Genomic DNA, 22,382 nt, shown 5'->3' on the forward strand with positions numbered 1-22,382 from the left:
TCGAAGGGGCCTGAACTCGCATGTCAAAGACTACTCACCTTCCGAACGCCCATTCGCCGCTCGATCTTCAGTCGTTCCTCGATGGACGCCGAATGTCGCGGCTGCAGTGGCGCGTCGTCGCCCTGTGCTTTCTGATTGTCGCCATTGACGGCATCGACATCGGACTGGCGGCGTACATCGCGCCTTCGGTGCGGCGCGAATGGGGCCTGTCGGTCGCGCAACTCTCACCGATCTTTCTGTCGGCGCTGCTCGGCATGATGGCCGGCTCACTGGTGTTCGGACCGCTAGCCGACCGGCGCGGTCGCCGGCTCGTGTTGCTCGCGTCGGTCGCCACCTTCGGCCTGGCGACGTTGGCGACACTGTTCGCAACGAACGTTACCGAACTGTCGATCCTGCGCTTCGTCGCCGGCGCGGGCATCGGGGGAGCTTCGCCTGCTGCCGTCACGCTCACGGCCGAGTACGCGTCGGGCAAGCGCAAGCTGTCCATCATCACCCTGATGATGTGCGGCAACTCGATGGGGTCCGCCTTCGGCGGCGTGGTGGCCTCGCAGATCATCGATCGGCACGGCTGGCATGCCATGGTGCTCGTGGGTGGCGTGTTGCCGCTGTTGTTGTTGCCGGTCTTGTGGGCGCTGCTGCCCGAGTCGATGCGTTTTCTCGCACTGCGCCGCCCGCATGAGCAGGAGCGCCTCCGCGCGCTTGGACGCCGAATCGCGCCCGATGACGTGACGTTGCAGACGACCTTCGTTGCCCTTGAGACGAAGCCGAGCCGCTCGCCGGTGCGCGAGTTGCTGGTGGCGCCTTATGCGCGCGGCACGTTGCTGTTGTGGGCGACCTTCTTCATGGGACTGTCCGTGCTGTACTTGATGGCAAGCTGGCTGCCGACCATCATCACCAACGCCGGTGGCTCCATGCGCAACGCGGCACTCATCACCGCGCTGTGGTCCATCGGCGGTACGACCGGCGGTTTGCTGCTGGGACGCGTCATGGACAGTGCCAAGCCGACACGCGTACTGGGCGTGGCCTATGCCGTGGCCTTCGTCACCGTGATTTGTGTCGGCCAGACATTCGGCAAAGTTGCCGTGCTCGCGCCGCTCGTATACCTGGCGGGTGTTTGCATCAGCGGCACGCAGGTTGGCCTCAACGGCCTCGCGGCGACGTATTACCCGACGGCGAACCGCGCCACGGGCGTGGCCTGGGCGACGGGCATCGGTCGCTTCGGCTCGATGCTGGGCTCCAGCATCGGCGGCGTATTGCTCGGTTCAGGCATGGCGTATCCCGTGCTGTTCCTGATCGTCGGTATTCCCGCCTTGCTTGCCGCCTGCTGCATGTTTGCGATGCCACCGCTCCGGCGCGAGCCGGTACCGGTGCTGACGCCCGTGACGCGCTGAACGCGCGGCCCCTTTATCGACAACTGGACAAACGACTCATGGTATTTCCCGGCCCGGCGTTTCTGGCGCTCTGGAATGACGTTGCGCCCCAGCATGCGCAGGAATACAACCGCTGGCACATGCGCGAGCATGTGCCGGAACGCGTCGGCATCGACGGCTTCATCGAAGGGCGACGCTACCGGCACGCGGCGTCGGGGCAACGGGAATACTTCACCGCCTATGGCGTGACGGCTCCCGAAGTGTTCGCGTCGCAAGCCTATCTGAACGTGATCGATGCGCCGACACCGTGGTCTGCCAATATGCGCGACACGTTGACGCACGTTCTGCGGGCGCCGTGCCGCACACTCGGCTCGGCAGGGCGCGGCACAGGGGGCGCGCTCGCGTGCGTCCGAATTCGCGCCGCAGCGCCGGCGGCACCCGCCGTAGCCGAGTTGATTACCGCCTGCGCCGCGCTCGACGGCGCAGTCGCCGCCCACCTGGGGGCGGTCTTCCCCGCGCAGCCGAATGCGTTCGCTCGCTGGACCGTGGTCGAGATGCCTACGCACGTCCTGCTCATCGAGACGGAAGACCTGCAGGCCGCCGGCACCTTGGGCTCGGCCATTCGTGGTTTGGTGACCGACGCGCTGTCGGCCTCGCAGCCCCCCAGCGTCGACGTGTATTCACTGATTTTTGCGATTGCTCACGCAGATGTCGACGACTCGCTACGCCGTGCCCGCTGACGCGCCGTCGGCAACGAACGATGATTTCCGGAGTTCCTCAATGAAAGCCCTGCAAAAAGCGAGCGCCGCCTTCGGACTCGAGTGGCGCGATGTTCCCGAACCCGAACAGCCAAGCGCGCAAGAGGTCATTGTCGACGTGACTGCCGCCGGAATCTGCGGCAGCGACGTTCACATCTACGACTGGTCGGGTGGCTACGACTTCCTGCGAGGCGCGTTCCCGGTGACGCTAGGCCACGAATTCGCCGGCCGCATCGCAACGCTCGGAGCCGACGTCCACACGCTGCGCGTCGACGATGCCGTCTTCGTCATCCCCTCTGTCGAATGCGGCGTCTGCGAGCGCTGCGTCGCCGGTCGCCTCGATGATTGCCGCGACCGCCGTGGTATCGGCATGCTGCGCGACGGTGCCTTTGCGCCGCGCGTACGGGTGCCGGCCGCGAATTGCCTGACGTTTCCGGCGGAGATCGATGCGGGTGTCGCATCGCTCGCGGAGCCCCTATCCATTGGGCTGTCGGCGATCAAGACGGCGGAAGTGCGTGCAGGCGACCGCGTGCTGGTGATGGGCCCCGGGACGATCGGTCAGGCGATCGCGGTGCTGGCGAAGGCCCGTGGCGCGCAGGTGGCGATCGTCGGACATAACGACGCCGAACGCCTCGCAACGGCCCGCGCGCTCGGCATCGACGCGACACTGGATCTCGACGGTGCGGAAGAAGGCGCCATGCGCGCGATGTTGGGCGGCAGCGAATACGACGTCGTGATCGAAGCGACGGGCGTTGGCGCAGCGGTGCAGGCGGGTCTCGACGTGCTACGTCCGTCGGGCGTATTTGTGGTGTGCGGGATTCACGGCAAGCCGATCAGCTTCGACGGCGCGAAGCTGGTCCGGATGCGCCATCAGATTCGTGGGACCTACCGTGCGTCACGCGCGACCTGGCAAGAGGTGCGCGACTTCCTTATCGCGAATCATGTCTCGCTGTTGCCGATGGTCACGCACCGGCTACCGCTCGCGCAAGCGATCGAGGGATTCGAGATGGCGCGCCGGAAGATTGGGTCCAAGATCGTACTCGTTCCCTGACGCAGGGTGGCATAGGTGCGCGAAGTCCTCGCGCGTGCGAGCATGACTCGGGCACGCTAGCCATCCCGAGATGGCGGGCACTCCATGCCCCAGCGAAAATGGCCGCTGCGCAACAAGACCGGCGCGCCGAGGCAGAGCCCGAGATAGCGCTCGGTCATCTTCTCGATGGCCGGTCGGTTCGCTCGGAATGCGGCCATCAGATCGTCGACGTTGCACGATTTCGCGCCAAAGTGATCCTCCAGCGCCTCGGCGGAGATGGCACACAGCACACGCTTGTGGTTAAGATCGGCCGCGAACTCGATCGTCAGGTCGTCGCCGTTATAGGCCGGCGCGACGTGCGGAAACTCAATCTTCATGACCCAACTCCTCGGATGCGCGCGGGCGGCGGTGGCGTTCGTCGGACTCGCCGATCGCGGTGGGGGTGTGGCCAGGAATGGCTTCGTCTCCCTCCAGGTAAGCCTGTTCCATCGGTTCCACGACATGGCAAGGCCAGCCAAGGCGCTCCGCAATCCGCCGGCGCAGGCTGTCTGACGCGGCTGGCTCGCCATGATTGAGAAAGATGTGCCGGACCGGTTTGTCGAATTTCGAAAGCCAGGCGAGCGTCTCGTTGAAGTCGGCATGAGCGGACAGCGTGTCGAGCTGCACGACTTCGGCACCCACATGAACGTAATCACCGAAGATCTTGACCTCGCTGCCGCCGCTGACCAGCGTCGCGCCGCGGGTGCCGGGCGCCTGGAAGCCGGTAAAGAGCACGGTGTTGCGCCAGTCGCCTGCCATCGCCTTGAGGTGGTGCAGCACACGCCCGCCAGTGGCCATGCCGCTCCCCGCAATGATGACCAAGGGGACGGCGCGGGTATCGAGCCATTTCGACTGCTCCACACCGGAGACGAACGTCGCCGCGCCACACATCTCCGCGCATTCGACCGGGTTCAGTCGGTGATCGGTCCGGTGCGCCGCGTAAGTGTTCGTGACATTGATCGCCATGGGGCTATCGAGATAGACCGGCACGTCCGGAATGCCACCGGACGCCTTCTGCTTCGCAATCCAGTAAAGCAGGCTCTGCACACGACCGACGGCAAACGCCGGCACGATCACGGTGCCACCCCGGGCGAACGTTCGGTTCAGGATTTCCGCCAGTTGCGCACCGGGATCGGTCCGGTCGTGCAGCCGATCCCCGTACGTCGACTCCAGCACCAGGAAATCCGGTGACTCGGGAACTGCCGGGGGCAGCATGATCGGATCGTCCTGACGTCCCAGATCGCCCGAAAACAGCAGCTTCCGGCCACCGACATTGAACTGCGCCATCGCCGCGCCCAGAATATGGCCGGCATGCCAGAAGTGCAGCGTGATCTCGGGGGACACTTGAAACGGCGTATCGAATGGCAGCGGCTTGAGCAGCGCGATCGCGCGGTGTGCGTCTTCAGCGGTAAACAGCGGGAGGGCAGGCTGATGCTTGGATTTTCCGTGACGGTTCACGAACGCCGCCTGTTCTTCCTCGAGTCGCGCGCTGTCGAGCAGCAGAATCTCGCATAAATCGCGCGTTGCGGATGTGCAGTAGACCGGACCCTTGTAGCCATAACGCGCGAGCACCGGCAGGTAACCGCTATGGTCGATATGGGCGTGCGTGAGCACCACGGCGTCGAGGCGCTGGACGTCGAACGCGGGCGCCGCCCAGTTGCGAGCGCGCAAATTCTTCACACCCTGAAAGGCGCCGCAGTCGATCAGAATTTGCCTGCCGGCGGCCGAAAGCAGGGTCTTGGAACCGGTCACGGTGCCGGCGGCCCCCAGGAAGCGCAACTGCATGAAAACACCTCGCACGATGTCCGGGAAGCCACATGGCGCCCGGTATTGGCAGGATAGTCCGCCGGTGCCGGATCAGCCCGCGACGTGGCCGTGGACGTTGATGTGTATCAAGGACCATGTTCGCGTTCGCCCATCGCTCGCTTAACTGCCGCTACCGTGTAATCGTCACGATGGCAGACGGTTGACTCGGCCCGCGCGCGAACTTCGCTGCTACCGCGTTTTTCGCGCTCGCTGTGCCCCGACCTGTCGTCGAGTTCGCCCATTGACCTTAGTGAGGACGACGCAATGCCTCATCGAATCCTGCTTGCCACGGACGGTAGCGAGACGTCTTGGCGCGCCCTGCATGAAGCCATCCGATTCGCGATGCCCGACGACGTCGTTCGGGCGGTCAGTGTGATCGACGATCCTTTCGCCCACTATCAGGCGGCGTTCGCCTCTCATATCGATCTGGAAGCGGTCCGCGACGCCTTGATTTCAGAGAACCAGCAGACGTTGAGCGATACCTACAAGACACTGCGTGAAGAAGGGATCCAGGCCGACACGCGCTCCATCGATCTGCGCGCCTGGGGCGGCACGGTTGCCGACGCCATCATTCGGGAAGCCGAGCGGTGGCACGCCGATCTCCTGGTGCTCGGCACGCACGGGCGCAAGGGCGTGCGGCGGCTCTTGATGGGCAGCGTTGCCGAGCAAGTGCTTCGCCAAACGCATCGGCCTGTCATGTTGGTGACCGGGCCCGCCCCATCGCCGCAAGGCCCGTCCACGGCGGCAACCGCCACCGATCAGGGGTGAAATCATGTTGAAACGTATCCTGGTCGCCATCGACGGCAGCCCCACGGCCGATAAGGCGTTTGACTATGCGCTGGCGCTCGCCAAGGCGCGTGGCGCGCACCTGCACGTCGTGTTTGTCGTGGACATCCCGGTGGCCTACGTGGCCGATGCCGATCCGTTTCCCTTTATCGAAGCGATGCGGCTACAGGGCAAAGCGATTCGCGATACGGCCACCCAACGGCTCAAGGGGGAGGGCGTTGACGGTGACGTCGAGATACGGGAACTCCTGCCGCTCGGGGGCGATGTCGCGCACCAGATCAACGTGGCGGCCGATGAAGACCAGGCCGATGTGATCGTCATCGGCACGCACGGCCGACGCGGGGTTCAACGGTTGGCGTTGGGGAGTGTGGCGGAGAACTGCGCGAGACAGGCGCAGCGTCCCGTCATCCTCATTCCCCCGGCTGCGGCCGACGCGGGCAGTGCGGCGGCGTGAGTGTTCGTCGGTGGCGGTCGGCGCGGTCGCAGACGCTCGGCATGACGCGAAATGATCGCGAACGGCCCACGCGTGTAGAATTGGTCGGATGGATATGCTATCTCATACACCCGCGCGTATCGCGAAGGCGATACCTCCGAATCCAGTACGCGACACAGGGGACGGGGCATGACTCGCATTATCGTAGCGGACGATCACACGTTGGTCAGGGCCGGGTTGCAGCGCATCCTGGCCGGCAGCGAGAATCTGGAGATTGTGGGTGAGGCCGCGAATGGCGCACAAGCGATGGCGCTCCTCGAGCAGACCCCCTGCGATGTGCTGCTGCTGGATCTCTCGATGCCCGGACGTAGCGGCATCGACTTGATCGTGCAGATCAAGGCTTCGTTTCCTCGGCTGGCGATTCTCGTGCTTACCATGCACGGCGAAGAACAGTACGCCGTACGCGCGCTTAAAGCGGGCGCCGCCGGTTATATGACGAAGGAAAGCGCGCCGTCCGAGCTGGTGCTCGCCGTCAGGAAAGTCGTTGCCGGTGGCGTGTATCTGAGCCTGGCGATGGCCGAGCGGATCGCACAGGATCTGGCAAGCGCCGCTGGCGATACGCCGGGCTATCGGCGCCTGTCCGACCGGGAATTCGATGTGTTCCTGATGCTGGCACGGGGTCTGAGCGTGAGCGATATTGGCGATACCCTGTGCGTGAGCGCCAAGACCGTGAGCACCTACAAGGCTCGCGTGTTGCAGAAGCTCGACCTCAGGAGCCAGACCGATCTGGTCCATTACGCGATCAAGCACAATTTGTTACGGGACAGCCTCTGACCGGGCGGTTTTACAGCGCGGTCTGTCAGCCACGGCCTACAGAGCGCCATCACGGCTGACAGAAGATCGCGTCGCGCGCTTATTTTCTTTCCGGTGTCCGTCTCCGATACTGAAGGCGTCGATTGCACAGGCCAGTCCGCCGGAGTCCGCCATGTATGCTTCCTTCCGCCCGCTCGATCCCGCCCCCGAGGCTTACGCACAGAGCATTCGCGTGCATCGGGCATTCAACGATATCGATGACGGTGTGCCCCGGTGCAGCACCTGCCTCCTGCGTCAGCTCTGCCTGCCGGAAGGCCTTTCCGATGCATCTGCTCGCGGCCTGGACGGCGTGACCCGGGTGCGTCGTACCGTTCGCCGCGGTGAAGTGCTGTTTCGACCGGGTGACCCTCTCGAACATCTGTACGCCGTGCGTGCGGGCTCGTTCAAAACGGTCATCATGCATCCGGACGGCCGGGAACAAGTCACGGGGTACATGATGGGCGGGGAGCTGCTTGGGCTGGGCGCCATCGCCAGTGGCCGGCAGGTGTCGGAAGCGGTAGCGCTGGAGGATAGCCAGGTCTGCGCGATTAAATTCGCGGATCTGGAAGCCGTTGCGGGACAAGTGCCCATGATCATGCGGCAGATGCATCGATTGATCGCGGCAGGCATTGTGCGAGAGCAGAACCAGTTATTGCGCCTGGGCACCGCGCGCGGCGAAGCCAGATTGGCCAGCTTCCTGCTGGACGTCTCGGCGCGGCTCGCTGCTCGTGGGTACTCCCCCAGTTCGTTCCTGCTGCGCATGACGCGCGAGGAGATCGGCAGCTACCTCGGCCTGCAGTTGGAAACGGTCAGCCGAATGCTCTCGCGCATGCAGGCGCAGAATGCGCTGCGCGTCAGGCAACGCGAAATCACGCTGCTCGATACCAAGCGCCTGGGCGAGATGGCGGCCCTGTCGCATTAGCCGCATCTCTTTTCCCCGTTTCCTTGGCACGCACGTATGCGAGCAATGCAGTTGTCGAAGCGGGACGGCACGCTCGCGCTCGTGGATATCCCGATTCCTGTCGCAGGGCCCACGCAGGTCTTGGTGCGCGTGAGCGTGTGCGGCGTGTGTCGCACCGACCTCCACGTCGTGGACGGTGACCTGCCGGACGTGCCCGACGCGATCATCCCTGGGCACGAGATTGTCGGGACGGTGGCGGCGCTGGGAGCAGAGGTTCGCGGACTGGAGATCGGGGATCGGGTCGGCGTGCCTTGGCTAGGCGCGACATGCGGCCAATGCCGGTTTTGCCAGAGTCATCGGGAAAACCTATGCGAGGCCGCACGTTTCACTGGATATACGCTTAACGGCGGTTATGCGGAATACGCGGTGGCCGAAGCCCGCTTCACCTTCAAGCTGCCAGCGCGCTATGACGACGCCACCGCCGCGCCGCTGTTGTGTGCCGGGTTGATCGGCTACCGGTCGCTGAGCATGGCGGGCGATGCACGACGGATCGGCCTGTACGGCTTCGGTGCCGCCGCCCATCTGATTGCCCAGATCGCCCAAGCCCAATCGCGGGAAGTCTATGCCTTCACACGCCCCGGCGACGAAGCGGCGATGGCTTTTGCGTTGGCCAACGGGGCTTGCTGGGCGGGCGCGAGCGACGCGCCGGCACCACGATGTCTGGATGCGGCGATCCTCTTTGCTCCGGTCGGCGATCTTGTCCCGCAAGCCCTTGCGGCTGTGGATCGGGGCGGCACCGTCGTGTGCGCTGGCATCCACATGAGTGATATCCCCGCGTTCCCCTACCGGCTGATCTGGGGGGAGCGGCAGGTCAGATCGGTCGCCAATCTGACGCGAGACGATGGGCTGGCGTTTCTGGCGCTCGCCGAACGAATCCCGTTGCACGTCACGACGAAAATCTACCCACTCGAACAGGCGAACGTCGCCTTGAGCGATCTTCGTAGCGGCGCCTTTTCAGGTGCCGCGGTACTCCAGATTCGCGCGCCATAGCCGGATTCAGGCGTCGCGCGAGTGCGCCGGTGCCGACGTCTCCAGCGGAATCACGGTGGTGACAACCGTTCCGCCCTCGGATGGGCTGCGGACTTCCAGCGTGCCGCCCAGCAAGCGCGCCCGCTCGCGCATGCTGATGAAGCCGAGCGAATCGGATTTCGGGCGCGTTGGCGGCAGACCGCGACCGTTGTCGGAAATTCGAAGCCGGCATTCCCGGTCGCACGACAATTCGATCGTGACCGACGTCGCCCTGGCGTGTTTCGCGACGTTGTTGAGGGACTCCTGAACAATCCGGAACAGCGCCGTCGCGACCGGGGCGGGAATCGGGGGCAGACTGTGGGCCTCCGTAAAATCGACGGCCACGCCATACCGGCGTGCAAAGTCCCGGGTGTACCACTCGATTGCGGGACCGAGCCCCAAATCATCGAGCATCGGGGGGCGCAGGTCGGCGGCCATTTGGCGCACTGCGGCGACCATACCGTCGATGGATTGCTCAATTCTTTTGACATCGCCGCTGACGGGGGCCTGATCGCCCAGGGCGCGCTTGAGCAACGCCGTGTCCATTTTCAAGGCGGTGAGCCGTTGGCCCAGGTCGTCGTGCAACTCCCGGGCGACCCGTAGCTTCTCTTCCTCCCGAACCGCTTCGAGACGGGCATTGAGCTTTTCGAGTTCAGTGCGAGACGTTTGCAGCGCGTTCGCAATTTGCCGTTGTTCGGTCACGTCACGCAACACCACCGTATAGAACTTGCCGGCCGCGTCGGCGCTTTGCGAAATCGACGCTTCCATCGGAAACTCCTCGCCGTCCGAGCGCAATCCCCAGAGCGGCCGGCCTCGCCCCATCAGGCGCTCCGACACGCCGGTCATGCCAAAACGCTCGATATGCTGATAATGCGCCTCCCGAAACCGCGCCGGGATGAACCGCGCGAGCGGCTCGCCGATCGCTTCCATGGCGCTGCATCGGAACACGCTCTCCGCCGTCGGATTGAAGATCTGAATCCGTTGCTGATCGTCGATGGTGATGATGGCCTCGCGCACGGATTGGATCACACTGAAAAGACGGCTTTCCGAGCGTCGCTTGTCCCCCGCGTCGCGTTCGCTGAGCCGTTGCGCGTGACGTCGCGCCAGCAAGGCGAGGGCCCACGCGAACGTCGTCACCGCCGTCATGAACAGCCCCAGACCGAGGGCCCAATTGGCCACGCCGGCCCCGCGCAGCGAGGCAAATTCATTGGACGCGGTGAAGGTGAGAAACAGTGCGGGTTTTTCCCCGTACGGCAGACTCGCTTGCGTTTGGTAGTCAACGGGGGGGCGGGGCTCGCCGGGCGCCCGAGGGTAGAGGCTGTCGAAGATGGGGGTGGGTGGGTTCGTGCCGTCCCGGGTACTGACGGTCAACGCAATGTCATGGAGAAGCGGCCCGATGGCAACGTGTACTAGCGCGTCGATATCCGCCACGGCGTACGCGCATACCGACGGGCGGCTAGTGTCGGACAGGAAAATCCAATACGCGCGTCCCGTCGACGGCGATGTCCGCGTGAAAAGGTTTCCCGTTGTTTTTGTACCACTTGGCAGTGCCATCGAACCGCTCGGGCCGAACACCGTGTCATCGCCGATGGCGTAGGCGACGACGCGCTCGATGGTGTCGCCCGTGCGCTGACATCGGGCGAAGCTCACCAGACCGGGCAATCGCTCTGCCACCCGCATGTTTTGCGCATACGCTCCCCAGGCATTTTCGTCGGGGCGAGGCGCCAACGCCAGCCGGTCGAGCGCGCTATGCAAGGTGTCGCGATAAGCGGAGAGGGCGATCGCGAGCTTGTCCGTCGCGGCTGTTGTGCGCAAGTCGAATCGCGCGTCGACGTTGGCCTGCATCGTGGTGCGTACGGCGACCCAGTTCCATGCCGCAAGCGCGAGGCAGATCGAGCACAGCAGGGCAAGGGTGATGCCATCGGTCTGCTGCGAAAGCGATCGTATTGCCCCACGAAACGTCAACTTGGCCATGTACGTTGCCCCTGTCGGTTCTCATGCCGAGGATTTCGTCTTTGTAGCACTGCTGGCGCAATTTTCCCATCCTAATCAATCCGTAAGGCATCGCGCGTGACAAGCGCAAAACCCCGGATCGCGCACGTAAAAGCGGCGGCGTCGTCAAGTCAGGCCTTGATCCGCGTCAACGGCGGGGGCCCGGCGTGGAACTAGAGTACAAGGTGATCGCCCCCATTGGAGAGTCACCATGACCTACCGGACGCTGCTTGTACACGTCGATAACAGTCAGCAATCCCGCGCACGCGTCGAGCTTGCCGTGGACTTTGCCTGTCGGCTACCGGCCCACCTCACGGGCATCTACCTGCCGTTCCACATGCCACTGTTTTCCGACGTCACCGATATTGGGGGCATGGGGGTACCGCCACCGTCATCGCCGGAGAGCGACGCCAGGCGACTTGAGCAGGCGGAGCAGATGTTCATGGAGATCTGTCGCCGTCAGGCGGTCAGTCCCGAGTGGCTGGCGCCCCGGTTCGACACGATTCGCGAGATGCAAACCCATGCGCGCTATGCGGATCTGGTGATCGTCGGCCAGGAAGACCAAAGCAACCCCGAAACGATACCGGCCATGGGATTCGTCGAGTCGGTCGTGCTCGCCGCTGGCCGGCCTGTCCTGATCCTGCCGTATGCGGGCAAGGTACCGCGTGCGTTCAATAACATTCTGCTCGCCTGGGACGGCGGGCGCGAATCGGCGCGCGCCGCAGCCGACGCCATGCCCTTCTTGCAGGCGGCGAAGACCGTCCATGTGATGCACGTCAGTCGAGGAAGCAAACCGGACGCCCTTGGGCCGATCCCGGGGCTCGATATCGCGATGTTCTTTGCCCGTCATGGCGTCAATGTGCGAGTGACACCCGAGCGCGGCGCCAACGACATCGCTGTGGGCGAGGATTTGCTCTCGCGCGCAGCCGACATGAACATCGACCTGATTGTGATGGGCGGCTACGGCCATTCGCGAATGCAGGAATGGGTGCTCGGGGGGGTGACGCGCACGCTACTCGAAACCATGACGGTGCCGGTGCTGATGTCGCACTGACGCCACGCGAAACGGAGATCGCATATGAAAGCGCTGGTATTTCACGGTCCACGGCAAATCGCGCTGGAGGACAGACCCATACCCGAGTTGATCGCGCCGACCGATGCCATCGTCCGCGTTTCCAAGACGACGATATGCGGTACCGATCTGCATATTCTCAAGGGGGACGTGCCGACGGTGGAGCCCGGGAGAATCCTGGGGCATGAAGGCGTGGGCGAGGTCGTCAAGACAGGCGCAGCGGTGAGCGCGTTCAAGCCGGGCGATCGCGTGCTGATTTCCTGCATCTCTTCATGCGGGAAATGCGAGGCTTGCCGCCGTGGCATGTATTCGCATTGCGCGGCCGGAGGCTGGATTCTCGGTAATCGGATCGATGGCACACAAGCCGAGTATGTCCGCACGCCGCATGCCGACACCAGTCTCTACCATGCGCCGGTGGGCATCGATGACGATGCGCTGGTCATGCTCAGCGATATTCTGCCGACCGGGTTCGAGTGCGGCGTGCTCAACGGCAAAGTCAAACCGGGCGACAGTGTGGCGATTGTCGGCGCAGGTCCGATCGGCCTTGCGGCGCTGTTGACCGCGCAGTTCTTCTCGCCCGCCCAACTGATCGTCGTCGATCCGGATGCCTCGCGGCTGGAAGTGGCAACGCGACTCGGCGCCACGACGGTGCTGTCGCCCGGGCACGCCGCCGAGGAGACCATCCGCAACCTGACCGGCGGGCGCGGGGTCGATACGGCCATCGAAGCCGTCGGCGTGCCGGCGACGTTCGAGCTATGCCAGGCGATCGTCGCCGCCGGGGGCGTCATCGCGAATGTCGGGGTGCACGGCAGCAAGGTCGATTTACACCTCGAATCGCTGTGGGACAGGAACATCAGCATCACGACCCGGTTGGTCGACACGGCGGCGACGCCGATGTTGCTCAAGACCGTGCAATCGGGACGCCTTTCTCCCGGCGTGCTGATCACCCACCACTTCTCGCTTGCCGAAATTCTCGACGCGTACCGGACGTTCGGCGACGCCGCGAAGACGCATGCGCTAAAGGTCATCATCTCGCCGTGAGGTGCGCGGCGCACGGCAGCGCGGATGTCTCGTCCGCCTGCCGCCACCGCCGATCATGGCGCTTTCGGAAGTGTATCGAGCAGGTCGCGCAACGCCTCGGCCAGCGCCGGCGTCACATCGATGGCGTTAGAGGCGTGCGGCACCGTGTTGGCCGTCACGACCCGGCTGGCACCAGCTGCGACGAGATCGTCGACGCTGATGCCGTCGAACAGTCCATGCACGGCAATGCAGACCGGGTTGCCGAAGCCGGCGCGAACCAGCGCCTTGACGGTGGCCACCATCGTTTGCCCGCTCGCCAGAATGTCGTCGACGATCACCGCCGTGCGTTTCGACAACGTCGCTGGCACCTGCAACCGGACAGTGACCTTGGCGTCGGCCTCTCGGGTCTTGTGTGCGACGACGGATGGTGCGCCGATGCGCTCGCCGATCTGTGCCACCCACGCTTCGCTTTCGTCGTCCGGCCCCACGATAAGCGGATTCGTCACGTTCGCCGAGATCCACTCGGCCGTGGCGGCGACGGCATGGGGAGAGCGTAGCGGAACGGCATAGGCCGCCGAGAGCGACGGCAGCCGGTGCAGGTGCGGCTCAATCGTCACCAGGCCATCGATGTGGGCGCTGAGCAGCCGGCCGAAGCTGTAGGCGGACACGGATTCGCCCGGATGGAACCGGGCGTCCTGACGCAGATAGCACAAGTACGGCGCCACGAGGACGACGCTCCGCGCGCCGAGGTCTCGCGCGGTGTCCGCCGCGAAAATCAGCGGCAGTATCTTGGCGTCAGGGCGGTGGAGCGCGCAGACGATGACGACCGCCTTCCCGCTCAGAGGCCCTTCGAGCGCCACCCGTTGTTCGCCATCCGGAAAGCGATGGATATCCAGGCGCTGCACCGGACAAGCAACGGCGTGAGCGAGCGATCGTGCCACGGACTCATCTCCGGGCATGGAATAGACCACGACATCCTTCATGATTCCCCCACAGCGACGATGGCTGGAAAGCGGCACGCGTACTCGTACGCGTAGTCGAGTTCTCCCTCGCTTTCCGCATAGATAGTGAACAAGGGCTGTCTCGAAACCACGCGGGTTCCGATGGGGGCTTCGAAGACCACCCCCGCCCTCGGCGCGGCCGGCGCGCCCGCCAGCTTTGCCACCCGCGCCAGATGGCGATTGTCGATGGCGGTGACCACGCCGCTGTGGCGGGCCGTTACGGGTTTGCTATGCCGCCCGACCAATGGCTCGCGCATGCCGCCCTGGGCCTCGCAGATTCTCTGGAATTGCCGCCACGCGAGCCCACTGGACAGAATGCGGTGTGCACATGCCTGGCCTTCGCCCGGCAGGGCCTTGCCGCCCATTTCCAGGAGTCGGCCGGCGATATCCACGCTCTTGTCCGCGAGATCGGCCGGGGCGTTGCTGCGATTTTGCAGCACGGACAGCACGTCGCGCGCCTCCAGACTGGGGCCGATGCCGCGGCCGACTGGTTGGTCGCCCGCGCACACATAGGTCGAAACATCGAGTCCGAGCGCCCGGCCGATTGTGCGCAGCCGTTCGGAAAACAGGGTGCTGGCGTACTGAGAGCGAATCTTGGCGGTCAGGCCGACCGGCACGTCGATCAGCACGTGCGTGGCGCCGGCGGCCAGCTTCTTCGACAGGATGGACGCCATCATCTGCGCTTCGCTGTCCAGATCGAGCGGGCGCTCCACCTGAATCAGAATGTCGTCGGCCGGGCTGAGGCCTGCCGCGCCGCCAAAGACGATGCACCCTCCGACGGCGTCCACGACCCGGCGCATCTCGTCGGCACGCAGATCGACCGGGGCCAGCGTTTCCATGGTGTCGGCGGTCCCCGCGGGCGACGTGATCGCGCGAGACGACGTCTTCGGCATGATCAGTCCTTGCGATGACACGATTGCGACCACGATCGGTGTGGTGCGATTGCCCGGCAGGCCTCCAATGCTGTGCTTGTCGACGATGCAGTCCGCCTGCCAATGGAGGGTCTCGCCCGTAGCCACCATCGCGCGCGTGAGGGAAATGATCTCGTCGTCCGAGAGCCGATTCCCCGTGCATGCGGTCAGAAATGCCGAGATATGGATGGAGGAATAGCGGCCGGCGGCAATATCGCCGATCACCTCATCGAGTTCTGCGGGCGTAAACGCTTCACCGAACATCCGGCCTCGCACGTGGCGAAAGGACTCGATCGGCGGCATGTGACGCACGCGCACCCATTCGCCCTCGGACACGTCGAGCGCGGCCAGGGCGGCTTCGCTCAAACCGATCTCGTCGAGTTCCACCCAATCGCCCGTCACGGTCTGTAGCGTTGCGACGACGCTTGCCGCCCCGTATTCAAGCTGCAGACGCGTCTGCGCCGCGAAACCTTCCGAGCGGCAGATCAGGCTATCGCGCCGAAGGTAGGCAACGGCCTCGCGCAATGTGTCGATTTGGACGCTGCGGGCGCGCAGCCGGCGTCCGGTGAACGGAAGGTCGGCGTGGGTATCGGCTTCTCCCGGCGACGAGCCTCGCAGGTCGGGACGACCGACGGCCTCTGCTTCCGGTGACTTCTCGATGTCGTCTGACACAGTGCGTATTCCTTGCAGAGCGCTACGGACGAGCGTCCCGTCAGCGCGGATTCAGGGCGGATATCAGCGGTGCCTTAGCTTCCCAGCGTAGTGCCGGCAGGCGCGGTAGGCGGCGGGTGTCCGGTGAGACGTTGACGTGCATCAAACGGTGCCTCTCCCCGTGTTTCTTGTGAACAACGCATCGGCCGACGTTGAGATATGTCAAGGCCTGGGCCGCGGCAACGGACTATCGTGGAGACATCGCCGGTTCCAACACAACCGACGCAAGCGACACCCGATCTTGCCGGTCCTCCGGCACTTGCGTTCGGATACGGCCCCGTTCCGAACGCAGGCAAGTTGGGTTTCTGCCCGCTTCGGCGGGCGATTTTTTTCGCGCGTTGCGGTCACGTCGTGTGACCCGCAATCCATTCGGGAGACGCGACGATGTCCAAGGCCCTGACTCCCCCCTTGAGTCTGTGCAAGGCGCAAGTGTTCGCGGCGCTCGATGCTCACAGGAACTGGGTTGAGAACGTGCAGTGTCTGCGGCAGATGCAGCTAAAGGCCGACGAAGGTCTGATCGAGGCCGACAAGGCGTTCGCCAGTGCACTGGAAAGTGCGTCGGATTTCAGCGCGCTCTTCAATAGCCAGCTTGCCTTCATGAATCAGCAGTTGGCAATGCAGAACCTGATCTGGCAAGGGCTGGTGAAAATGAGTGCCCGCGGGCCCACGGTCTGGGCCGAGCAGTACTCAGCGGCGCAGAAGGCATGGCAACAGGTGTTCTCCGAGACGGCAGGCGAGGCGATGGATACGCAAAGCCCCGCCAATTGGTGGACGGCGTGGGGCGAACTGACCCAAACGGCGATGAGCGCGTTCGGCTCACTCTCGGATCCGGTCGATCAGGGCGCGCCGAGGGCAAGGCCGGCGGCGTCGGCGCAAAACGCCGCGCGCGGCTGATCGGCGGCGGGGCGTCGTCGTTGATCGCGTGAGTCCCCCTCGCGTCCTGACGCTACGCTCGCTCGTCACCGTGGAAGCTCATCCATATGCCCGGCGCACCCGTCACCGAAGCCATCGTCGCCACCGGACTGACCAAAGGGTTCGGGGAAGGGCCGGCCCGCACGACGGCCGTCAATGCCGTCGACTTGGTCGCCCATTTTGGCGAGATGCTCTTCATCGTCGGACCGTCGGGAAGCGGGAAAACCACGCTCCTTAGCCTGCTCTCCGGCATCCTGCGTCCCGACGCCGGCAAGGTGTGGGTGGGCGGCAGCGATATCTGGACGTTGTCGAAAGACGATCTGGCGGATTTTCGGCTGAACACGATCGGATTCGTGTTCCAGGACTATCACCTGTTCCCGAGGCTGACGAGCGCGGAAAATGTGGCGATACCGCTCATTCTCAAGCACAGGAACTGGAACGATGCGCTCGAGGCGGCCCGCCAGAGTCTGGCGATCGTCGGACTGAAGGACCGTACCGAGGTGGTGCCCGTCAAGCTCTCGGGCGGCGAGCAGCAACGCGTGGCGATTGCCAGGGCGATCATCGGCGCCCCTCAGATACTGGTGCTCGACGAGCCGACGGCGTCGCTGGACGGCGATACGGGCCGGATGATCATCGCTTTCGTCAAGCAGAAGATCCTGGACCGGAACCGATGCATCGTCATCGTGACGCACGACGCCCGCATCAACGAATACGCGGACCGGATCATTCATATGGAGGACGGACGCATCGTCTCGGCGACTGGGGGGCTTTCGTGAAAAACCCATGGCTCTTCATTGTCTCCGGCGCGGGCATTCTTGCCGCCGTGCTGGGCGCTTACGTTTTCTCGATCGAGCGTAAGCCGGAAGCGCCCGTCTTCACGCCGGTGAGCAATCCGTATCCGGCCGCGATCTACGCGACCGGTATCGTGGAAAGCGAGCAGGGCGGGGGCGCCAATATCAACCTGTACCCGGAGGTCTCGGGCGTCATCACTCAGGTGCTTGTGCATGAAGGCGACAAGGTGCGCGCTGGCGCGACGTTGCTGCGTATCGACGATGCGGTTCAACGGGCCACGACCGAACAGCTGCACGCCCAGATGCTCGCAGCCGGTGTCGTGCTCGACCAACTGAAGGCTGAGCCAAGGAAGGAAACCCTGGCCGTCGCCAAGGCGCAGGTCGACCAGGCGCGCGCGAATCTGACGGCCGCGCAGGACCAGTACGACAAGCGGCGAGCCTCTTATGAGATGGACAACCGCTCGATCAGCAAAGACGTGCTCGATACGGCCCGCGACGCGGTCGGTCAGGCCAGCGCGGCACTGGAAGTCGCACAAAGCCAATATGCGCTGATTCGCGCAGGCGCGTGGCGCTATGACGTGGACAATCAGGTGCACCAATATGACGCGCTGTCCCAAGCCTATAGCGCGGCCAACGCCCTATTGCAGAAATATGCGATCACGGCCAAATCGGACGGCGTGGTGTTGGCACTGAACGCCACCGTGGGCAGCTATGTCTCCTCGCAGGGTGTCTACGATACGTACACGGCCGGGTTCGATCCCCTGATTGTCATGGGCGGGCCCCAAGACTATCTGGCGGTACGTTGTTACATCGATGAAATCCTGGTGTCGCGGCTCCCGGCGGCCGATCACATCCGCGCGCAGCTCTCCGTGCGAGGCACCGATCTGAAGGTACCGCTGGAGTTCGTTCGCGTACAGCCGCTCGTATCGCCGAAAATCGAGTTGGCCAACCAGCGCCGGGAAAAGGTCGATCTGCGTGTCCTGCCCGTCATTTTCCGGTTCAAGACGGCAGACTTGCCGAGGATTTATCCGGGACTGCTCGTCGACGTCTTCATTGGGCAGCAATGATGGGTGCCTCCGATATCCGGGGAGGGTGAGCATGCAATCCACCGGCATCATGCGTATCGGCTTCCGGTTGCTCGTGAACGACAAGGCCAAGTTCTCGGCCCTGTTGGTGGGCATCGTGTTCGCAGTCTTCCTGATGACGCAGATGACGGCGATGTTCGCGGGCATCCTGAACCGTGCCTACTCGACCGTCACGAATGTCGGCGCCGAGATGTGGGTCATCGATCCCGCGGTCAATACACCGAACTCCGCCTTTCCGCTGCCCAATTTCCTGCTGGACGCGGTACTGAGCATGGACGGTGTCAAATATGCCGCGCCGTTGTACATCGGTGGCGCGCAGGTCAGGCTGGCCAGCGGCGTCTACCAGTCGGTGAGCGTGGTCGGCCTCGACGATGCGAGTCTGTTTGGCCGCCCGCATATGGAAAAGGGGGACATTCTGGACATCTATGCCGACAACGCGTTCGTGGTCGTCGACGATCCGGAAATCGCCAAGCTGGAATATCCGGCGATCGGCACCACGTTCGAAATCAATGACTTTCGCGGCGTAGTCGTGGGCCTGGCGAACGTCTCCGCGAACGGTTTGAACGGCGTGCCAACGCTCTATACGACATACAGCCGGGCCGTCGAATACATCCCGGGTACGCGCTTCACCATCTCCTACATTCTCGTGCAGCCCAAGTCGCCGGCGGCGATCCCGGCCATCAAGCGGCAGGTGGCCAAGCTGGGCTACATCGCGCTCACCAAGGACGAGTTCAATCAGCGCGTTGCGAACTTCTATACGTACCGGACTGGCATCGGTACCAATATTCTGCTCATGACCATCATCAGTTTCATCGTGGGGGTCTCCATTTCGGGCCAGACGTTCTATTCGTTCGTGCTCGAAAACCTGGACAAATTCGGCGCGCTGAAAGCGATCGGCGCAAAAGGCAGCGAACTGGTGAAGATGATTCTGTTCATGGCCGCATTTACCGCATTGACGGGATATGGCATCGGCGTAGGCCTGGTCACGCTGGTGATTGCCCTTGCCAAGCGCACGTTGCCAAACTACGCCGCCATCACCACGTTCTGGAATCTCGCGTTCTCCTTTACGATGGTGCTGCTGATCGCGGCGATTTCCAGCTATATCGGCATTCGCAAAGTGTTGCGGATCGAGCCGTTCGACATTTTCCGCGGATAAGCCCGCGGCGCCTCGCGGGCGGCGCTGTCGCCCATTGACGTTCGTCAATGCGCAGTCGCGCCCGTTGCACCAGACTTCAGGCAATATGATCAATACGCTTGAAACGCTCGACAAGCTCAATAAATTCGCTCACCCAGCGCCCGCCGGGCCGATGTCACGTCGCGTGACCCGTGTCGTCGTGCCCTAGACCAAAGGAGGTTTTCGTGCCCCGATCCAAGGACAACTTACGCCAGGCGTGGACCGTCGACGATCAGGCGTTCGCCAGGACTGCGACGGCCGCCGAGCGGCTGAGATTCTGCCTGCAATACGCCATCCTCGCGCCCTCCACGCATAACACGCAGCCGTGGCGCTTTGTGATCAGCGACGACACGGTCCTGTTGTGTGCCGACCGCACCCGGGCGTTGCCGGTCAGCGACACGTATGACCGCGAGCTGGCGATCAGTTGCGGGGCGGCCTTGTTCAATCTGCGCGTCGCCCTCAGCCACTTCCGTTGCCCGTATGTGATCCGGATCATGCCATCGAGCGCCGAGCCCGACGTGCTCGCGAGTGTGCAAATCTCGGACGAGGGGTTCGTGGACGGACAGATTGCAGCGCTGTTCGCGGCCATCCCCAATCGGGTGACCAATCGTCAGGCCTTCGACCCGGCGCCGCTGCCGCAAGCGACGATCGCGTCGCTACAGGCGGCGGCCGAGGCGGAAGGCGCCCAACTCGCCCCGACAGCGAACGACGCGGAGCGCTTGCGACTGGCCGACCTGATCGATCAGGCGGATCGAATCCAACTGGGAGATCCGCGCTTTCGCCGCGAACTGGCATTGTGGATCAATGCCGCGCGGCGCGATGACGGCATGGCAAGCTACTCGGCAAGCGCGGCAAGCCTGCTCGACTTCGCGTCTCCGATCCTGGCCACCGTCGTGCGTACATTTGACGTCGGCGGCGGACTGGCGGCAAGCCACCGCCGTCTTGTGGAGGGTTCGCCCTTGCTCGTCTGCCTGGCAACGCGCTCGGACGACCCTGAAAACTGGCTGTTGGCCGGGCAGGCCATGCAGCGGGTGTTACTGACGCTCACGTCCCAGGGGTTTGATGCCTCGTTCCTCAACCAGCCGATCGAAGTCGAGACATTGCGCTCGGCCATCGGTGCCATGACAGGCAGCGGGGACTATCCGCAGATCCTGCTGCGCGTGGGCCGAGGCCCCTCGCAGGCCCACGCGCCAAGGCGCGCCCTGGAATCGGTGGTTTCGTAAGTGTGACGTTGCCCGAAATCACGAGTCCGCGCCAAGGGCAGGCGCGCGAGGCGTCTTGAGTCGCGAGGGCGGGAATGGGGCTGGAAACACAGGGTGAGCGGTCGTCGATGTGGCTACAGGGGCTGCGCAAACGGCTGAACGAGCATCCGCTCAGGCGCGTGGGCCCCGGGCTGATCACGGGCGTCGCGGACGACGATCCGAGCGGTGTCGTCACCTACACCCAGGCGGGCGCGCAGTATGGGCTCAACATGCTGTGGACCATGCCGCTCGCATTCCCCTTGATGGCGGCCATGCAGTTGATCTGCGCGCGCATCGGTCGCGTCACGGGCAAAGGGCTTGCCGCCAATATCGAGACGGCATTTCCGCCGATTGTCCTGCGCGGCGTGATCGTCCTGCTCCTCTTTGCCAATACGCTCAATATTGCGGCCGATCTGGCCGCGATGGGCGAGGTGGCGGAACTGACCAGCGGCATTGATCGACATTGGATGACCATCGGCTTCGCGCTCGGCTCGCTGCTCCTGCAGGTCTTCGTGCCTTACCACCGCTACGTTGTCTTCCTGAAATGGCTGACCGTGTCGTTGCTCGCCTACGCCGCCGTCCTGCTGACGGTGCATGTACCGTGGCGACAGGTGGCCATGCGTACGCTGTGGCCCGATCTCACCATCGATTCGGCCAGCGCGGCCGTCATTGTGGGGGTGTTCGGCACGACTATCAGCCCCTATCTCTTCTTCTGGCAGACCTCGGAAGAGGTGGAGGAGATGGAACGGGACCCCACGGCGTTGCCGCTGAAGGACGATAACGTGGCCGCCGTTGCTGCCAGCGGCGAGCTTCGGCGAATCGGATGGGACACCTGGACCGGGATGTTCTACTCGGACATCACCGCCTTTTTCGTGATGCTGGCGACTGCCGTCACGCTCCACGCCAGCGGCATCCGGAGCATCGACACCGCAGCGCAGGCGGCTAGCGCGTTGCGGCCGCTGGCCGGCGACCTGGCGTATGCGCTCTTCAGCGTTGGTATCGTGAGCGTGGGTCTGATCGGGGTGCCGGTGCTGGCGGGGTCCGGCGCCTATGCGATGGCCGAGGCCATGCACTGGAAGGAGGGGCTCGAGCGCAAGCCCAGCGCCGCGCACGGCTTCTACGGCATTATCGCGCTCAGCATGCTCGCTGCCACCGCGATCCAGTATTCGCCGATCAGCCCAATGAAGGCATTGTTCTGGAGTGCCGTCATCAATGGCGTCGTGGCGGTGCCGCTGATGGTTGTCGTACTACTGCTCGCGTCGAGGAAATCGGTGATGGGTCAATTCACGGCGCGTTGGCCCATTCTCGTCTTGGGCTGGATGGCTACCGGAGTGATGGGCGCGGCGGCTGTGGCGATGCTGCTGATGTAGTCGGTGGGAGATCACCGCAGCCGACAGCGCTGGCGCGCCGACGACTGCAGTGCGGGATC

The 22,382-nt window shown here is 64.1% G+C and carries 21 protein-coding genes and 1 pseudogene; 17 read left to right on the forward strand and 5 right to left on the reverse strand.

What is annotated here, in order from left to right; all coding sequences use genetic code 11:
- Positions 1–20 precede the first annotated feature (20 nt).
- From PanNE5_RS18420 to PanNE5_RS18430, 3 genes are read left to right on the forward strand one after another with little or no spacing between them, the layout of a single operon-like run.
- A complete protein-coding gene (locus PanNE5_RS18420) occupies positions 21–1,391 on the forward strand; it encodes an MFS transporter (RefSeq protein ID WP_261938563.1) in 1,371 nt (456 codons plus the stop codon).
- Positions 1,392–1,429: 38 nt separating this feature from the next.
- The gene (locus PanNE5_RS18425) at positions 1,430–2,110 is read left to right on the forward strand and encodes a DUF4286 family protein (protein ID WP_261938564.1); all 681 of its coding nucleotides are present in this window, start codon (positions 1,430–1,432) and stop codon (positions 2,108–2,110) included.
- Positions 2,111–2,150: 40 nt separating this feature from the next.
- Positions 2,151–3,179: a zinc-dependent alcohol dehydrogenase gene (locus PanNE5_RS18430; RefSeq protein ID WP_261938565.1), complete on the forward strand. Its 1,029-nt coding sequence runs from the start codon at positions 2,151–2,153 to the stop codon at positions 3,177–3,179.
- 56 nt (positions 3,180–3,235) lie between these two features.
- On the opposite strand, the gene PanNE5_RS18435 is transcribed toward PanNE5_RS18430, so the two are convergent.
- The gene (locus PanNE5_RS18435) at positions 3,236–3,535 is read right to left on the reverse strand and encodes a DUF1488 domain-containing protein (protein WP_017234428.1); all 300 of its coding nucleotides are present in this window, start codon (positions 3,533–3,535) and stop codon (positions 3,236–3,238) included.
- Positions 3,525–4,982 (reverse strand): MBL fold metallo-hydrolase RNA specificity domain-containing protein, encoded by a 1,458-nt coding sequence (locus PanNE5_RS18440; RefSeq protein ID WP_261938566.1) that lies wholly within the window; start codon positions 4,980–4,982, stop codon positions 3,525–3,527. The genes PanNE5_RS18435 and PanNE5_RS18440 overlap by 11 nt, the downstream gene beginning before the upstream one ends.
- Positions 4,983–5,267: 285 nt before the next feature.
- On the opposite strand from PanNE5_RS18440, the gene PanNE5_RS18445 reads away from it, so the two are divergent.
- The 6 genes and pseudogenes from PanNE5_RS18445 to PanNE5_RS18465 all read left to right on the forward strand — a co-directional run bounded on the left by PanNE5_RS18445 (position 5,268) and on the right by PanNE5_RS18465 (position 9,025).
- Positions 5,268–5,771 (forward strand): universal stress protein, encoded by a 504-nt coding sequence (locus PanNE5_RS18445; RefSeq protein ID WP_017234430.1) that lies wholly within the window; start codon positions 5,268–5,270, stop codon positions 5,769–5,771.
- Positions 5,772–5,775: 4 nt separating this feature from the next.
- Entirely contained in the window at positions 5,776–6,243 is a 468-nt protein-coding gene (locus tag PanNE5_RS18450; RefSeq protein ID WP_261938567.1) for a universal stress protein, read from the forward strand.
- A gap of 168 nt (positions 6,244–6,411) precedes the next feature.
- Complete coding sequence (locus PanNE5_RS18455; protein ID WP_261938568.1) at positions 6,412–7,056, forward strand: response regulator transcription factor; 645 nt, start codon at positions 6,412–6,414, stop codon at positions 7,054–7,056.
- A 151-nt stretch (positions 7,057–7,207) separates the two neighbouring features.
- Positions 7,208–7,588 (forward strand): annotated as a pseudogene (locus tag PanNE5_RS23090) (cyclic nucleotide-binding domain-containing protein); the annotation flags it as partial.
- 90 nt (positions 7,589–7,678) lie between these two features.
- Positions 7,679–7,996: a helix-turn-helix domain-containing protein gene (locus tag PanNE5_RS23095; RefSeq protein ID WP_410007596.1), complete on the forward strand. Its 318-nt coding sequence runs from the start codon at positions 7,679–7,681 to the stop codon at positions 7,994–7,996.
- Positions 7,997–8,032: 36 nt separating this feature from the next.
- Entirely contained in the window at positions 8,033–9,025 is a 993-nt protein-coding gene (locus tag PanNE5_RS18465; RefSeq protein WP_039830436.1) for a zinc-dependent alcohol dehydrogenase family protein, read from the forward strand.
- A 6-nt stretch (positions 9,026–9,031) separates the two neighbouring features.
- On the opposite strand, the gene PanNE5_RS18470 is transcribed toward PanNE5_RS18465, so the two are convergent.
- Positions 9,032–11,017 (reverse strand): PAS domain-containing sensor histidine kinase, encoded by a 1,986-nt coding sequence (locus tag PanNE5_RS18470; RefSeq protein WP_261938570.1) that lies wholly within the window; start codon positions 11,015–11,017, stop codon positions 9,032–9,034.
- Positions 11,018–11,246: 229 nt separating this feature from the next.
- On the opposite strand from PanNE5_RS18470, the gene PanNE5_RS18475 reads away from it, so the two are divergent.
- On the forward strand, positions 11,247–12,089 hold the full coding sequence (locus PanNE5_RS18475) for a universal stress protein (RefSeq protein WP_017234436.1): 843 nt from the start codon (positions 11,247–11,249) through the stop codon (positions 12,087–12,089).
- Positions 12,090–12,113: 24 nt separating this feature from the next.
- Complete coding sequence (locus tag PanNE5_RS18480; RefSeq protein WP_261938571.1) at positions 12,114–13,148, forward strand: zinc-dependent alcohol dehydrogenase family protein; 1,035 nt, start codon at positions 12,114–12,116, stop codon at positions 13,146–13,148.
- 53 nt (positions 13,149–13,201) lie between these two features.
- On the opposite strand, the gene PanNE5_RS18485 is transcribed toward PanNE5_RS18480, so the two are convergent.
- Together PanNE5_RS18485 and PanNE5_RS18490 are read right to left on the reverse strand one after the other, a co-directional pair.
- Positions 13,202–14,068 carry a ribose-phosphate diphosphokinase gene (locus tag PanNE5_RS18485; protein ID WP_261938572.1) on the reverse strand — a complete coding sequence of 289 codons (867 nt, stop codon included), beginning with the start codon at positions 14,066–14,068 and terminating at the stop codon, positions 13,202–13,204.
- Between the two features lie 38 nt (positions 14,069–14,106).
- On the reverse strand, positions 14,107–15,711 hold the full coding sequence (locus tag PanNE5_RS18490; RefSeq protein ID WP_261938573.1) for a thymidine phosphorylase family protein: 1,605 nt from the start codon (positions 15,709–15,711) through the stop codon (positions 14,107–14,109).
- Between the two features lie 423 nt (positions 15,712–16,134).
- Here PanNE5_RS18490 and PanNE5_RS18495 point away from each other — a divergent pair, with 423 nt between their 5' ends.
- The 6 genes from PanNE5_RS18495 to PanNE5_RS18520 all read left to right on the forward strand — a co-directional run bounded on the left by PanNE5_RS18495 (position 16,135) and on the right by PanNE5_RS18520 (position 22,323).
- Entirely contained in the window at positions 16,135–16,644 is a 510-nt protein-coding gene (locus PanNE5_RS18495) for a hypothetical protein (protein WP_157211493.1), read from the forward strand.
- Positions 16,645–16,730: 86 nt separating this feature from the next.
- Positions 16,731–17,438 (forward strand): ABC transporter ATP-binding protein, encoded by a 708-nt coding sequence (locus PanNE5_RS18500; RefSeq protein ID WP_261938574.1) that lies wholly within the window; start codon positions 16,731–16,733, stop codon positions 17,436–17,438.
- Positions 17,435–18,520 carry an HlyD family secretion protein gene (locus tag PanNE5_RS18505; protein ID WP_261938575.1) on the forward strand — a complete coding sequence of 362 codons (1,086 nt, stop codon included), beginning with the start codon at positions 17,435–17,437 and terminating at the stop codon, positions 18,518–18,520. The genes PanNE5_RS18500 and PanNE5_RS18505 overlap by 4 nt, the downstream gene beginning before the upstream one ends.
- A gap of 31 nt (positions 18,521–18,551) precedes the next feature.
- Positions 18,552–19,694, forward strand: coding sequence for an ABC transporter permease (locus PanNE5_RS18510; protein ID WP_261938576.1), 1,143 nt, complete (start codon positions 18,552–18,554; stop codon positions 19,692–19,694).
- Positions 19,695–19,897: 203 nt separating this feature from the next.
- Complete coding sequence (locus PanNE5_RS18515; protein ID WP_261938577.1) at positions 19,898–20,935, forward strand: Acg family FMN-binding oxidoreductase; 1,038 nt, start codon at positions 19,898–19,900, stop codon at positions 20,933–20,935.
- A 74-nt stretch (positions 20,936–21,009) separates the two neighbouring features.
- Positions 21,010–22,323, forward strand: a complete 1,314-nt coding sequence (locus PanNE5_RS18520) for an NRAMP family divalent metal transporter (RefSeq protein ID WP_410007541.1) — start codon at positions 21,010–21,012, stop codon at positions 22,321–22,323.
- Positions 22,324–22,382: the final 59 nt, after the last annotated feature.

The sequence above is a fragment of the Pandoraea sp. NE5 genome (assembly GCF_024363545.1).
Classification (GTDB): Bacteria; Pseudomonadota; Gammaproteobacteria; order Burkholderiales; family Burkholderiaceae; genus Pandoraea; species Pandoraea cepalis.

What these genes read in the sequence shown, in the direction of transcription:
- PanNE5_RS18420 (WP_261938563.1), top strand. Translation starts at nt 21, where the DNA reads ATGTCAAAGACTACTCACCTTCCGAACGCCCATTCGCCGCTCGATCTT.
- PanNE5_RS18425 (WP_261938564.1), top strand. Translation starts at nt 1,430, where the DNA reads ATGGTATTTCCCGGCCCGGCGTTTCTGGCGCTCTGGAATGACGTTGCG.
- PanNE5_RS18430 (WP_261938565.1), top strand. Translation starts at nt 2,151, where the DNA reads ATGAAAGCCCTGCAAAAAGCGAGCGCCGCCTTCGGACTCGAGTGGCGC.
- PanNE5_RS18435 (WP_017234428.1), bottom strand. Translation starts at nt 3,535, where the DNA reads ATGAAGATTGAGTTTCCGCACGTCGCGCCGGCCTATAACGGCGACGAC.
- PanNE5_RS18440 (WP_261938566.1), bottom strand. Translation starts at nt 4,982, where the DNA reads ATGCAGTTGCGCTTCCTGGGGGCCGCCGGCACCGTGACCGGTTCCAAG.
- PanNE5_RS18445 (WP_017234430.1), top strand. Translation starts at nt 5,268, where the DNA reads ATGCCTCATCGAATCCTGCTTGCCACGGACGGTAGCGAGACGTCTTGG.
- PanNE5_RS18450 (WP_261938567.1), top strand. Translation starts at nt 5,776, where the DNA reads ATGTTGAAACGTATCCTGGTCGCCATCGACGGCAGCCCCACGGCCGAT.
- PanNE5_RS18455 (WP_261938568.1), top strand. Translation starts at nt 6,412, where the DNA reads ATGACTCGCATTATCGTAGCGGACGATCACACGTTGGTCAGGGCCGGG.
- PanNE5_RS23095 (WP_410007596.1), top strand. Translation starts at nt 7,679, where the DNA reads ATGCATCGATTGATCGCGGCAGGCATTGTGCGAGAGCAGAACCAGTTA.
- PanNE5_RS18465 (WP_039830436.1), top strand. Translation starts at nt 8,033, where the DNA reads ATGCGAGCAATGCAGTTGTCGAAGCGGGACGGCACGCTCGCGCTCGTG.
- PanNE5_RS18470 (WP_261938570.1), bottom strand. Translation starts at nt 11,017, where the DNA reads ATGGCCAAGTTGACGTTTCGTGGGGCAATACGATCGCTTTCGCAGCAG.
- PanNE5_RS18475 (WP_017234436.1), top strand. Translation starts at nt 11,247, where the DNA reads ATGACCTACCGGACGCTGCTTGTACACGTCGATAACAGTCAGCAATCC.
- PanNE5_RS18480 (WP_261938571.1), top strand. Translation starts at nt 12,114, where the DNA reads ATGAAAGCGCTGGTATTTCACGGTCCACGGCAAATCGCGCTGGAGGAC.
- PanNE5_RS18495 (WP_157211493.1), top strand. Translation starts at nt 16,135, where the DNA reads ATGTCCAAGGCCCTGACTCCCCCCTTGAGTCTGTGCAAGGCGCAAGTG.
- PanNE5_RS18500 (WP_261938574.1), top strand. Translation starts at nt 16,731, where the DNA reads ATGCCCGGCGCACCCGTCACCGAAGCCATCGTCGCCACCGGACTGACC.
- PanNE5_RS18510 (WP_261938576.1), top strand. Translation starts at nt 18,552, where the DNA reads ATGCAATCCACCGGCATCATGCGTATCGGCTTCCGGTTGCTCGTGAAC.
- PanNE5_RS18520 (WP_410007541.1), top strand. Translation starts at nt 21,010, where the DNA reads ATGGGGCTGGAAACACAGGGTGAGCGGTCGTCGATGTGGCTACAGGGG.